The sequence below is a fragment of the bacterium genome, assembly GCA_035945995.1.
Lineage (GTDB): Bacteria > Sysuimicrobiota > Sysuimicrobiia > Sysuimicrobiales > Segetimicrobiaceae > DASSJF01.
The window spans coordinates 1-11,984 of the sequence record DASYZR010000006.1; the positions used below are offsets into that span (position 1 = coordinate 1).

14 protein-coding genes are annotated in these 11,984 nt (G+C 64.0%); 6 read left to right on the top strand and 8 right to left on the bottom strand.

What is annotated here, in order from left to right:
* Positions 1 to 55: 55 nt before the first annotated feature.
* From VGZ23_00630 to VGZ23_00640, 3 genes are all read right to left on the bottom strand, one after another.
* Positions 56 to 442: a hypothetical protein gene (locus VGZ23_00630; GenBank protein HEV2356114.1), complete on the bottom strand. Its 387-nt coding sequence runs from the start codon at positions 440 to 442 to the stop codon at positions 56 to 58.
* 252 nt (positions 443 to 694) lie between these two features.
* Complete coding sequence (locus tag VGZ23_00635) at positions 695 to 958, bottom strand: GlsB/YeaQ/YmgE family stress response membrane protein (GenBank protein HEV2356115.1); 264 nt, start codon at positions 956 to 958, stop codon at positions 695 to 697.
* Between the two features lie 633 nt (positions 959 to 1,591).
* Positions 1,592 to 3,136: a PLP-dependent aminotransferase family protein gene (locus VGZ23_00640; protein HEV2356116.1), complete on the bottom strand. Its 1,545-nt coding sequence runs from the start codon at positions 3,134 to 3,136 to the stop codon at positions 1,592 to 1,594.
* Positions 3,137 to 3,654: 518 nt separating this feature from the next.
* On the opposite strand from VGZ23_00640, the gene VGZ23_00645 reads away from it, so the two are divergent.
* A complete protein-coding gene (locus tag VGZ23_00645) occupies positions 3,655 to 4,122 on the top strand; it encodes a DUF6196 family protein (protein HEV2356117.1) in 468 nt (155 codons plus the stop codon).
* An 87-nt stretch (positions 4,123 to 4,209) separates the two neighbouring features.
* On the opposite strand, the gene VGZ23_00650 is transcribed toward VGZ23_00645, so the two are convergent.
* The 4 genes from VGZ23_00650 to VGZ23_00665 form a co-directional block, all read right to left on the bottom strand.
* The gene (locus VGZ23_00650) at positions 4,210 to 4,662 is read right to left on the bottom strand and encodes a DinB family protein (protein ID HEV2356118.1); all 453 of its coding nucleotides are present in this window, start codon (positions 4,660 to 4,662) and stop codon (positions 4,210 to 4,212) included.
* Between the two features lie 690 nt (positions 4,663 to 5,352).
* A complete protein-coding gene (locus tag VGZ23_00655) occupies positions 5,353 to 5,922 on the bottom strand; it encodes a Uma2 family endonuclease (GenBank protein HEV2356119.1) in 570 nt (189 codons plus the stop codon).
* Positions 5,923 to 6,430: 508 nt separating this feature from the next.
* Positions 6,431 to 7,432: a recombinase family protein gene (locus tag VGZ23_00660; GenBank protein ID HEV2356120.1), complete on the bottom strand. Its 1,002-nt coding sequence runs from the start codon at positions 7,430 to 7,432 to the stop codon at positions 6,431 to 6,433.
* Between the two features lie 45 nt (positions 7,433 to 7,477).
* Positions 7,478 to 8,473, bottom strand: coding sequence for an AAA family ATPase (locus tag VGZ23_00665; protein ID HEV2356121.1), 996 nt, complete (start codon positions 8,471 to 8,473; stop codon positions 7,478 to 7,480).
* A 217-nt stretch (positions 8,474 to 8,690) separates the two neighbouring features.
* Between VGZ23_00665 and VGZ23_00670 the strand changes: the two genes are divergently transcribed.
* Positions 8,691 to 9,002, top strand: a complete 312-nt coding sequence (locus VGZ23_00670) for a hypothetical protein (GenBank protein HEV2356122.1) — start codon at positions 8,691 to 8,693, stop codon at positions 9,000 to 9,002.
* A gap of 229 nt (positions 9,003 to 9,231) precedes the next feature.
* Here VGZ23_00670 and VGZ23_00675 read toward each other — a convergent pair whose 3' ends face one another.
* On the bottom strand, positions 9,232 to 9,402 hold the full coding sequence (locus VGZ23_00675; protein ID HEV2356123.1) for a hypothetical protein: 171 nt from the start codon (positions 9,400 to 9,402) through the stop codon (positions 9,232 to 9,234).
* Between the two features lie 216 nt (positions 9,403 to 9,618).
* Here VGZ23_00675 and VGZ23_00680 point away from each other — a divergent pair, with 216 nt between their 5' ends.
* From VGZ23_00680 to VGZ23_00695, 4 genes are all read left to right on the top strand, one after another.
* Positions 9,619 to 10,635, top strand: a complete 1,017-nt coding sequence (locus tag VGZ23_00680) for a methyltransferase (GenBank protein ID HEV2356124.1) — start codon at positions 9,619 to 9,621, stop codon at positions 10,633 to 10,635.
* Between the two features lie 191 nt (positions 10,636 to 10,826).
* The gene (locus VGZ23_00685) at positions 10,827 to 11,156 is read left to right on the top strand and encodes a RidA family protein (protein HEV2356125.1); all 330 of its coding nucleotides are present in this window, start codon (positions 10,827 to 10,829) and stop codon (positions 11,154 to 11,156) included.
* Positions 11,157 to 11,524: 368 nt separating this feature from the next.
* Positions 11,525 to 11,809, top strand: coding sequence for a hypothetical protein (locus tag VGZ23_00690; protein HEV2356126.1), 285 nt, complete (start codon positions 11,525 to 11,527; stop codon positions 11,807 to 11,809).
* Positions 11,809 to 11,970, top strand: coding sequence for a hypothetical protein (locus VGZ23_00695; protein ID HEV2356127.1), 162 nt, complete (start codon positions 11,809 to 11,811; stop codon positions 11,968 to 11,970). Before VGZ23_00690 ends, VGZ23_00695 begins: the two co-directional genes overlap by 1 nt.
* The last annotated feature ends 14 nt before the right edge of the window (positions 11,971 to 11,984 follow it).

An 11,984-nucleotide genomic window follows, 5' to 3' on the forward strand; every position in this document is an offset into this window, starting at 1 on the left:
AGGCTTCACCCAGCCCGGGATAGTTGAAGTCAAGATGCGCCATGGCTATGCTGTGTCACCGGGCTTCGTCCCCGTTCCCGTCCGGCCCAACCGGCAGGTACGATCGCATTTTGGCTTCCGCCGCCTCGCGCTCCCGGGCGAGATACTCCTCGCGGCGCTCCTGGAGCCACTGCCTGATCCTGTCCTTCAGTTCCGGCGGCATCTCCTTCAGCGCGGCGGCCTGCTCAGATGTGAACGGCCCGGCGGAGGCGTCCGGCAGTTCGACGACTGTCACGGCCCGACCCCAGCCGCGGTCGGCCAGCCATCGGGCGGCGTCCATCCGGGCGGCCAACGGGATTTGACGTACACCGAGAGCCTTACCGTCCCCCCGCCGGATCGCGTCGAAGAACTCGACGAGCGCATGCCCGTCGTCGCCCACGGCCGCCCGCGCGGCGGCGGCCAAACCCTTGGGTCGGCCGCCGGGGTTGCCGGACTGCCCCGGAAGGAAGCCCCGACCGGTGATGCCGCCCGTCCGCGTTCCTGATCCGTTGTTCTCAACACTCATATCAAGGACGTTTGCCGCTCAGCCTCGGACCCCTGCCATCTGAGGCGCCGCAGCGAGGACCGCGTCCCCATGGGGGGATGCCGTCAAAGCGAGTCGTGTTACCGCTGCGGCGGTCGGCAACGGCCCGCTGACTTGTTAGTTCAGTTTGGTCTACGCTCTCACTCTCTTCCCTGTCACAGCACGAACAATCCACAAAAGAATCACACCGCCGATGAACGCGACGATGATCGACCCGATATTGATGCCCGTGACGCCTGCATGGCCGAAGTAGTTAAAGATCCATCCGCCGACAATCGCACCGATAACACCGACAACGAGGTCCCCCAGAACGCCGCCGGGTCCCTCGCCCGGGACGACCATTTTGGCGAGCCATCCTGCGATGATGCCCACGACGATCCATGCAATGATGCTCACGAGTCCATCCCCCCTCTTTTTGGAGCGACTGGGATTGAACCGCTTCCCAAAAGTAATGCTGGATTCCGCCTACGATCCGATGCGCCCGAGTGGTACTGCGCCTGCGCGAAAGCCATTCGGAATCGCTACCAGTAGCACCCTCGAGAAACCGAAGTCCTAACAGGAGATAGGTCGGCAGGTCGCACGAAATCGCCATCGCGTTCGGAACGGGCGGACGCCAGACCTTTGGGCCGCCCGCCGGGGTTGCCGGGCTGCCCCGGTAGGAAGCCCTGGCCGGTGACGCTCGGGCGCGCTGATATCCCGTTGTTCTGAACGCTCATGGCAATGACGTTGGCTGCGCGGGCGCGGACCCCTGCTGACATGAGCGGCTCCGGGGCCCCGGCGTCCCCCATGGGGGACGCCAATATCCGGGACGAGGCGCGTCAGGCTACCGCGGCGGTGGCCAACGGCCAACTGTATAATGCGGGTGACGGGCTCCCGGCACCAGTTCGGCTATCGAGCACACTTACACGCGGCCCCGCCGCCCTTCTCCTAGAATGTACTGTATGCGATCGTCCTACGACGCCCCGTCGCACGAGGATGCGGGTGAACGCCGCGAGTCCCAGCCTCGCACGTACGTTGGAACTGGCGCGTTCAACCGATCGTCGGCTGTCCCGCATCCGGAGATGCGGCCGTTGTTCGACGCGAGGGCTTCCCATCGTCTGGCCGAAGTGCCACTGCCATCCGCTGAACACCATCGACGATCGCGCGTTCGTCGAAGGCGGCGTAGCCCAGTAACAGCGCGCGCTTCCGGACTTTCTCCACGCAGCACACTGAGAGCGGTGTGACGTCAATGCCCTGGGAAGCGCAACGTTGTGCCGCCTCCGCGTCACTTGCCGGCCCGACGAGCCGACCAACTAAGTGCATCCCTGCTTCCGCGGCGTCGACTTCGAGGAGGTCCGTCAGCCACCGCTTTGCGGCTTCCACCAGACGGCCTTGACGTTCCTCGTACAGGGAACGCGTGCGTCTGATATGGCGGCCAAAGTGCCCTTCGGCGATGAAGTCGGCGAGTACGGCCTGGTTCGGAATCGGAGGATAGTAGCCCGTCAAGAAACTCGCCCGGGAAAACGCATCGATCAGGTCTGACGGCACGACGAGGTACCCGAGACGTAGCCCCGGAAACAGCACCTTGCTGAACGTCCCGAGGTAAATCACCCGTCCTTTGCGGTCCAGGCCCTGTAAGGCGGGCAGAGGTTGGCCGCGGTACCGGTACTCGCTGTTGTAGTCATCTTCCAAGATCCACGCGTTGTGTTCGCCGGCCCACTGCAGCAGTAACAATCGTCTGGCGACACCCATGGTGGCGCCGAGGGGGAACTGATGGCTCGGGGTGACGAACGCCAATCGCGCGTGTGCGCATCGCGTGATAGCAGCCGTGACATCGAGTCCTTCAGCATCCACCGACACGGGGATCAACCGTGCACCGGCCGCACGAAAGAGGCCGTGCGCCCCTGGATACCCTGGATTTTCTACCCAGACCGCGGCCCCCGGCTCAAGGAGGACGCGAGCCGCGAGGTCGAGGCCTTGTTGCGAGCCTCCGACGAGAATCACTTGATCGGACGTGCAGAAGAGCCCTCGAGCGTCTCTCAGATAGGCTGCGACGAGCTCTCGCAACGGCCGGTATCCCAGCGGATGCTTGCCACCCACGAGGGACGGGGACAGGGACCGCCATCGCCGGGCCAGCAATCGTCCCCAAAGCTTCCACGGAAAGACGTCCAGCGCAGGGACGCCCGTTCGGAACGGCCGAAGCGGGGTGTCGTTCGACGCCGTCGTTCGTCGCTGTCCCAGCCGACGCAAGATACGGCCCCGTCGCGATGGTGCGCGGCCGGGGCCGCCCGGTGGCAGGCTCAGGTGAGGGCGGAGAAAGCCGTCGGGAAAGCAGTTCGTGACATACGTTCCCGCTCCCACCTTTCCGTGGACATAGCCCTCGATCAGGAGTTGATCGTACGCGAGGAGCACGGTGTTGCGTGAAATTTCCAATATATCCGCGAGCGATCGTGTGGAGGGCAGACGTGCGCCAGATACGAGTTGGCCCGCGAGGATGGCTTGCCGCAGTCCGTCGTACAGCTGTCGGTGCAGCGGGGTGGCAGAATCGCGGTGCAGCTGAAGGCCTACCAGGCTGACGGGTGCCGAGAGCTTCACGTGCCCTCCGGAATGAATAGCGCGGCGTCGAATTGGCACCAAGAATTTAGCATGAACAGCATCAATTAGCCATACCGATTACGGAGGGGCACGGGGGAAACAGATTGGTGCGGCAAATCTCGGGTGATCCCCATCCTCTCCGAAGGCGGCACCCTCATAGTGGACGACCCGTCACGTCAGGCAGGGTCGAGGGTCCCAAGAATGGCACCATGAATCGGCCGCGGAATGGTTCTTTCGACCATCCCGATTGCGCATTACCATTGAGATTATCGGATAACGCTCCTGCCGGTACGGCTGGCTCTACAGGACAGGCAACTGGCCTCGGAGGTACCGTGATGGCGATTTTGACACCAGACATGCGGCGCGTTGTGGGTGAGCAGCGGCTGGGCTATGTTGCGACAGTCACTCATCGTCGATCCAAACGTTGGCGAAGGAGTAATCCTGTCGGCGATCGTCCTGCTTGCCGCTCTCGGGTCATGTAGGCAGGCGCTCGCGTAGGTGATGAGGAGGAGGGTGGCATGGGTTCGGAGACGCAGGAACAGGCCGCGGCCCGGTTGCTCAAGGTTATCGCAAACGCTGAAAACCAGGTTCTTCCCGGTTTCTATGCATTTGAAGCGATGCCCGACGGCCTCGTCCAGGCACGTGCTGAGGCTCTGGCGTGCGTCCGAGACGGCGAGTTCTGGAGCCAGTTGATCCCAGTCTCGCATCCAGGCAAAGTAAAAGATCTATTCAAGATTTTTCAGTTCCGGTTCAACCCCGAGTTCGATGCCACCGGTTTTGTCGGCTGGTTGCATCCCCACCTGGCCCGGACGACGGGGGCTGCGAGTATTGTCATATGCGGCAAGGACCGCCGGGGCGATGAGTTCGGCCACGGGCGCGGCAACATCTTTGACTACTGGGGTTGCCCAGCCGACCGCGCCGGTGAGGTGCTTGCTGAAGTTCAATCGCTCATCGAGCGCGGTAGCGGCGGCAACGCATCCGAGTAGCCATTGGAATCCGACCCCAGCTTCAAGAGATCCCGTGCTCCTCGCGGCGCCAAGAAGATTCATCTTTGCCTGCTCCTCCCCGGCGGTTTAGTAGCGCTCCCAACCGCCCAGACCCTCCTGTATCCGAACCCGATGGTGGCGGCCGATCCGAGCCATGGAGCGGATGTGATATCGCTCGTGATAAAGCATGCGACCGAGCATCTTGCGTGTGCTCCACCAGCGCTTGTTGCCGGCCTGCACAATGCGTGCGCGCTCCTCGCGGGTCATGCGGGAGAGCCGCGCGACGACGCTCGACCGCACTGTAGCCAGGTGCTCGACGGGATCCGCGATGCTCGCCGCGGGATCGGGAGGAGCGCCCAGGGCCACGCGCTCCAGGTACCATTGCTCGGCGTGCGCCACATGGCTAAGATGCTCGCCAATGGTGCGCTTTTGTCCAGGGCGCGACCAGTTCAGTCCGTCGGGAGGCAGGAGATCGAGCAGTTGCATTGTGTCGGTCCGCATGAGGCGCATCCATCGGAGGAGGCGCAATCGTCGGGCCACGTATCGAAGAACAATAGACTCGGTGCTGGCGGTGCTGGGAGAGACCGCGCCGGCACGACAATAGCCGCGACGGTCAACATGGCAGCCGCAACCGCGGCATCGATCACCATGCTAGTTATCCGGGACTTCTGAACGATCGTCGACTCTTGAGATCTCGAGAGGCACCTGTCAACGAACGGCCCGGCCGCTTCCGATTTCGGCGTCTACACGCCGGACACCCATGTCCCATCGCATACCGCGTCCCGCGTCTCGGACAGCGCCGATAATGAATCGGTCCGCGTGTCTGGAGTTCCATCGGCATTCCCCCTTTGCGGAATACCCACCGCGCCAGCACCGCCTTTCAGGCAGCCCCTGATTCGGGATTGCTTAAACGCCTTTCCGAAAGTCTCGGATGAACGCTTGTGGGCCCTCGTGGTTTCGAACCACGGATCATCGACTTGTTAGGTCTGGCGACATGATACACTTATTGGCGTAGAGGAGATCGAGGGTTCGGTCCCCGCCGCCTCAGGCGACAAACGGCACTGCAGGCCAAGTCGCCAAATCAGGAATCCCCCTCCCGGCACCACGGAACGTTTTGTTCGAGTTGTTGCTTCAGCCCCGGTCCAAACTCAAACAGCTTGCACGCCAGCGCCTCGTGAGTAGTCCAGATATCTTTTGGCAGGATAGTTCACGGTACTACGTCGGCGCGGATTACGCCGTGAAGAGGGACTCGAGGTTGAGGATGAATCCCGCGAGCTCGGGGTCGAGCGAGACCGTCTTGGAATCCTGGTGCATCTCGGGCTCCCGCCCGGGGCGGTAGACTTCGACGGTCCGCCGGTCGGGGTCGACGAGTACGCCGACCCGGGCGCCGTTGGCAAGGTAGGCGCGCATCTTGTCGCGCAGCTCGGCGAGCGTATTGCTTTCTGATCGGATTTCGAAGACGGCATCCGGGCAAAACGGTCCAAGTTTCTTCCGGTCCTCGATCGTGAGCGCGTCCCATCGGTCCCGGCGCACCCAGGAGGCGTCGGGCGAGAGCACCGAGCCGTCGGGCATCCTGAAACCGGTCGAGGAATCGAAGACGACACCAGGGCGGTCGGATTGGTTCCAGTCGCGGAGCTGGCCGACCACCTCGCCGCTGGCGCGCCCGCTCTCCATTCCCGCCGGCGTCACGATAAGCTCCCCCTTGGCACTCCGCTCGAACTGGTAGCCTGGGTTCTGGCGCGAGAGCTCCAGGAGCTCGTCGTCAGTCACGGGCCGCGTGTGTTTTAGGGTAATCGCCATCCAAGGCCTCCTCGCTTGTCGTTCGCCTTGATCCTATCATATCCGCTTCCCGCATTCTGTGTGCGGCGGGGTTTGGATCGGATACGGCGACTATATCCCGGATTAGGATGCCATGGTAGGGTCGACCCCCGCAACGGCGAACGGAAATCTAATATGGAGCGGCGAATCGCGCACCCGGCCGCCGTCGGTGTCGCACGCGTTGCGCGCGTCATGACCGGGGTTCGGAGGACGGCCGGGATGAACCGGGAAAGGATAGACGAGGCCATCCGCCACTTGTCCGTTTGGGCGCGGCGCAGCCCTTGGCAGCGATTGTGGGACGAGGTGCTCGAGCAGCACGTGGGCGCGGTGGCGCGGATCAATTGCGGTGGTGCTGAGGGGCTACTGTGAGTCAGGCGACCGTTCCGATGACCAGCGGCCAGTACGTTAATGACGAAATCCCCCTCCCGGCACCATAATTGGCCACCGCACTATCGGTCCGCCGAGCAAGAACGCCAAATTGCCCCGAAGCTCACCAACGAGCTGGCCATTTATCGGCCGCAGCCGAATCGGCTCGAGCAACGATGCGAGCAGCCGTCGCGGTGTCCGTATTGAGCACTGCCCGAAGGTCGGATAAATAGCCTTCGATCCGTTCCGGGAGCACGTTCACGGACGGCACCACGTCTGGGATGTTTTTCTCGAGCTCGGCGACCCGCCGCTCACTCGTCTCGAGGAGGGCCCTGGTCGAGGCGGTCGTCAGGCCCGCTCGGATTGCGCCGAGCACGTTGCCCAGCTCTCGCCGAGCCTGCGCGAGGTCGCGTTCTCGCTGGCGCCGGACGTTAGCCCGCGGAGCTGACAGGCGGCGGATCTCCTCGTTGACGTGCCGGGTGACGTATTCGACCATATCATCGACGAAGACCTGATCCATCACGAGCGGGACCACGCGTTCCTCGACTAGCTCCAGGCGCACGAGCCGTCCGTTTGCACAGATGGTGGGCCCGCGATCGAGGTGCGCGGCGCAGCCGTAATACCTCGGTTTTCTCAGAACGTAGTGTGAGCTGCACGATCCGCACACGAGCAGGCCGGACAGCAGTGCTGAGGAGTACCGCCCGCGCGTGTTGCCGAGCAGCGGAGAGCGCCGATGAACGCGGCGGTCCTGGACCGCACGCCACAATGCAGGCGGGACAATCCGCAGGTCCGGGAGGTCCACCGACAGCCATTCAGATTCCGGCCGAGGCCGCATCACGCGCCGTCCCGTCTCGGGATGGAGCACCTTCTTGCTACGGTTCCACACGAGCCGGCCATCGTACAGCGGGTTGTTCAGGATCCCGAGCGCCCGCCGCGGCGTCCCGGCGATGGTACTCCATGTCCACCCCATCACGCGCCGTCCGCGAGACGGGCGAGGCGGGGGCACGCGCTCGTCGTTGAGGCGATGCGCGATGGCTTCGGGACTCATCCCCCCCCGGTACAATTCGAAGATCCGCACCACGACCGCGGCTTCGTCGGGGTCGATCACGCGGCGCGCCCCGACCACCTGGCCCGACTCGATGATGGGCTCGCTGTGATACCCGTAGGCCCGTCAGCCGGCGCTGCGTCCGCGACGGATGGCCCCCTCCATCCCTCTGCGCGTCTTGTCCCGGAGGTCCGAAAGGAACAGTTCGTCTTTGAGCCCATTCACCCCGACGCGGTCTCCCGCCAGCACCACAAACGTGTTGACGAGACGTTCGGCGACCGGCGACGCCTGCACCCAGAACGCCTTGTTCTCCGGATCGCCCGGCACAAAGAGGTGATCGTACTTGACCCGGCTGTCGGTTTTGGGCACCCGTTCCACGGCCCGGACCGCAAACTCGCGCAACTGGCGGGCATTCGCGAGCCGGGGGTTCAGCGCGACGTAGTACAGGCCGAGTTTCTCGATGGCGCGGATGTCGCGGCTCCGTTCCTGCCCGGCTTGCCGCAACTGGCTGAGCACGATGAGGAGCCGGTCCCCGAGGCTCATCGGGCCGATGACGTGCTCGTGGCCGGTCGGGATGCGGCTTAGCAGGTCCGTGCCCTTCGGCCGGGCGGCGATCCGCTGTTTGATGTCCTCCAAACTCGATCCCGAACTGCCCGCCAGGACGAAGACGAACCGCGCGCCGCGCTCCACGGCCGCGTCGAGGTAGGGGAGTAGTATTTCGTAGGGCCAGGGTTCTTGTGGTTTGGCGTCGACCTCGTCGATGAGGCAGAGGCACGCCTGACCGCCATCGAGAGCGCTCAAGCCGGACCGAAATTCGGCTTCCGTGCACTTGGCGAGGTTCAGTTCGTGGTAGCGGACGCCGTCTCCCAGCGACGCGGCGATTTGCTGGACGAAATAGGTCTTGCCGGTCCCAGGTGCGGCCCAGATCAGGTGGTTCTCGCGCTTGCGGCCCGGCGGCTCGAACCCGGCGAGGATTTTCTGTCGAGCGTCCTGGAGGGCGTTGCGGGCGGATTCGTCGTATCGGGTGTACGTGCCGACGACGCGGAAACGCAAAAGATCGACTTCGTCGAGGGCGGCGATGAACGCCTGCGCGTCCTGGGGAGCCGAGTCGTCGGGCTCCATGCGGCGAGGTTCGGCGGGCGGCGGCCGCAGTCCTGAAGCACCTGTTACCACACCCCGCGAACGAGCCGGACTGGACGCGCCGTCGGCTGCCGCGCGAGAGTGGACGCACACAACATCCTGCGCGATGGCTAAGGCGGGCGACTGCAGGTGACACAAATCCCTATACGGAACAGGCCGAAGGCGGGCAGGGGCCTACTTCGGTGACGGAGGGATAGTCATGTTTATTCACCGTGTACGAGGTTTTCCTGCACCTGGCAAGGTTCCTGAGTTTCGGGCAACCCTGGAGGAGTGGGTGAAGAAGCGCCAAGGGCAGGGCATAGATACGAGTTTGGCGAGACAACTATTCGCGCCCGACGGAGCAACCTTTGTGGTCACCACCAGATTTCACAGCCTCGCAGAATATGAGGACCAAACGCGCAAAATGGAAGCAGACCCTGCGTATCAAGCCCTTGTCGCCAAACTCGCTCCGCTGACCCGGGCCATGGCCAAGTTTGAACTCATGGAGGTCTTGGTGCCCTTCTCGCGTTAGACTACCCGGGCGGTTACCCCCTGCCCGTGTTGGTACCGGCATGAACTACTGTAGCGCGGCGTGGGTACCCGAGGGCGTTGAGAGTAACGTGAGTGGCTCTCCGACACAAACCGTGTGTGCGAGCGGCATCCTGGGCGAGCCGGACCGCTGAGCCCCATGCGCGGACGTTCGGCGGGCAGGCGACTCGTAGTCGCGTCCCCCGCTGAGGATAGGTTAGCGCGCGAGCGTTTCACGGCAGCGAAAACGCCCACTCGTTCCGCTGCAGCCGCGCTTCCAATCCCCCGATGCGCGCGCCCCGCTCGGCCAGTTGCTCGAGCAGCCACGCCACATCGTGCTCGGCGTCCGGGTGGTGCGACAAGTATCCCAGCAGCGCAGTTTCTGCTCGATGTCGTGGCGGCATTCGATGTCGGTCACATCGTTGCGGTTCCGGGTGTTCGGTGGGGCCTCCTGCCGAACAGGACGCGGCGTTAGACCCGTCCCGCTACAATGGTGCTAGAATCGCAATGTTCGCCTGAACCATTGCGCCGTGCTTCGGCGCTGGCCTCGTCCACCGGACACGGCCCCGGCTCGATGAAACATGACGTTGGTTTGCAAAGTGCAGAAAGGGGACGCGGCGATGGACACGCGCGACCAGCGGCCATCCACGTTACTTCTCGAGATGGTCAACGGATTCAAGGTCTCTCAGGCCCTCCATGTCGTCGCAACGCTCCGAATTGCGGACTTCTTGAAGAACGGCCCGGAGCGCAGCGATGACCTGGCCGCTGCGACCGGTACCCACGGGCGCGCGCTGTATCGGGTCCTTCGCGCGCTCGCCAGCGTCGGCGTGGTTAAGGAGGATAGTGACCGCCGCTTCGCACTTACTCCGCTTGGTCAGTGCTTGCGGTCCGATGCGACGGAACCCATCGGACCTTGGGCTGTGTACATTGGTCAGCCCGAATACTGGCAGGCATGGGGCCACCTCCTGGATAGCGTGCGCACCGGTGAGCATGCCTTTCGCCACGCTCACGGCATGAACCCGTGGGAGTACTACGGGCGCAATCCGGAGGCGGCCGCAGTGTTCGACCACGCCATGACAAGTCGCTCGCGACGGCAAGCCGACGCGGCGCTCAAAGTCAGCGACTTTGGGCGATTCGGGTGCGTCGTCGACGTGGGAGGGAACAAGGGCGCGTTTTTGAGCGCGATTCTTGCCGAACATCCGTTCGTCCGCGGCGTGTTATTCGACCAACCAAATGTCGTGGACGGGGCCGCGGAGTTGCTGCGATCCGCGGGGGTTGCCGATCGCTGTCAGATCGTCGGGGGAGATTTCTTCGATGCGGTGCCGAGTGGCGGTGATGCGTACGTATTGAAGTTTGTCCTCCACGATTGGGACGACGGCCCGGCGAGGGTGATTCTGCGGAACTGTCGGCGCGCAATTACGCCGGACGGCAGGCTGCTGGTCATCGAAAGCGAGATCAGCCCGCCGAATGAGGGCGCTGCTGGCAAGTTCCTCGATGTGACCATGCTGGTGCATACCGGTGGACAAGAGCGCACGCGCGAAGAGTGGGCGAACCTCTTTGCTGCGGCCGGTTTCCAGATAGTTAGCGTGACACCAACGGAAGCGCAAATGAGTGTCATCGAGGGCGCCCCGGCTTAGCGCGCATGATTGCGAGAACTGCCTGACATCTGCGCCCCAACGTGTGCGGGCCAGCCTGCCACGGCGAGGTTGGCTTGTCGGCGTCCCTCGTCTACCGGATTCCGATCCTGCTCGCCGTGTTGGGAGGCAACTAGCGCAAGCGCCGGCGGGCAGAGGAGTCGTCCGCCACCGAATCAAGGAGATGAAGCTGCATGGGCCGGGTTGTCGGTCGACTTCGCGAACTGGGCGTGACGGTGCCATCGCCGCCGAAACCCGTCGCCAACTACGTTCCGGCGAAGCGCGTGGGATCCTTGCTCTACGTTGCCGGCCAGGTGTCTGCCATGGGGGGCCGCGACTACAAAGGCGCGCTGGCCACCGACGTGGACGTTGCGTACGGCAGGGAGGCCGTACGAGCGAGCGCGGTCAACTGCCTGGCCGCGATGCTCGCGGTCATCGACTCCCTCGATTGCATCCGGCAACTCGTCCACGTCGGAGGTTTCGTGGCAAGCGTACCGGAGTTCAAGGGCCAGCCGCAGCGATGAACGGCGCCTCCGACTTCTTGGTGGAGGTGTTCGGCGAAGCGGGCAAACACACGAGAGCGGCAGTCGGCGTGAGTGGGTTGCCGCTCGGTTACACAACGTCAGCGTATCTGATCGCGGAAGTCGAGTAGGGCTTCAGGTCCGTCCGATGCTCTAGGTTAGTGCGCCCGCGCCGTGGCGCGGACACGCAACCGCAAACCGAAACGGCCCAGTGCCGCTGCGTCGCCAACCGTGTGTGCGAACCGTCTAGACCGCTGGCCGTTCGTCGACCGGACGCCGGAGGCGGTCGAGAAGCGTCCCCAATGGGGAACTGTCCCGAACGTAGGAGCACGGCGAAGCCTCGTCCAAGAATGCGTGTGATAGAGGAGTCGTTGGAAGATGACGCAGCATCGAGCAGTACCGGGGTGGGGGGCGACGTCGCCGCAGGCGCGCTTGCGGGTGTCGTAGCGGCAGTGGTGAGCGTCGTGTTGGAGATCGCGACGTTCACGCTCGTTCCGCCTCGCGTCGCGACGCTTTGGTCCGCGTTCGTGGCGGGCATTCTCGGTGGGCTGCTATATGGCGGCTTGTGCCGGATGGCGCGCCGGCCGGTCGTCGCCCTGTGGGCGATCACGCTAGTCATCGCCACGATTGATAGCCTGCTCATCTTTCAGGGCTGATGACCCCGTTTCGGCAGTTGCTCGCGCTCGCCCGCGTTGGACACCTAGGGACGCGGCACTTCCCCGGCGCGTATCTCGCCGTGGCCACGATGACGCACTACATCACGGCCGTGGCCGTGGCGCTGCTTGTGCCCCGGTGGGCGAAATCGAGGAAGGAGTGACGCGCACACGGAAA

Coding starts and splice junctions, on each gene's coding strand:
- VGZ23_00685 (HEV2356125.1), top strand. CDS start 10,827: ATGGGCCGGGTTGTCGGTCGACTTCGCGAACTGGGCGTGACGGTGCCA.
- VGZ23_00645 (HEV2356117.1), top strand. CDS start 3,655: ATGGGTTCGGAGACGCAGGAACAGGCCGCGGCCCGGTTGCTCAAGGTT.
- VGZ23_00655 (HEV2356119.1), bottom strand. CDS start 5,922: ATGGCGATTACCCTAAAACACACGCGGCCCGTGACTGACGACGAGCTC.
- VGZ23_00680 (HEV2356124.1), top strand. CDS start 9,619: ATGGACACGCGCGACCAGCGGCCATCCACGTTACTTCTCGAGATGGTC.
- VGZ23_00665 (HEV2356121.1), bottom strand. CDS start 8,473: ATGGAGCCCGACGACTCGGCTCCCCAGGACGCGCAGGCGTTCATCGCC.
- VGZ23_00675 (HEV2356123.1), bottom strand. CDS start 9,402: ATGCCGCCACGACATCGAGCAGAAACTGCGCTGCTGGGATACTTGTCG.
- VGZ23_00670 (HEV2356122.1), top strand. CDS start 8,691: ATGTTTATTCACCGTGTACGAGGTTTTCCTGCACCTGGCAAGGTTCCT.
- VGZ23_00695 (HEV2356127.1), top strand. CDS start 11,809: ATGACCCCGTTTCGGCAGTTGCTCGCGCTCGCCCGCGTTGGACACCTA.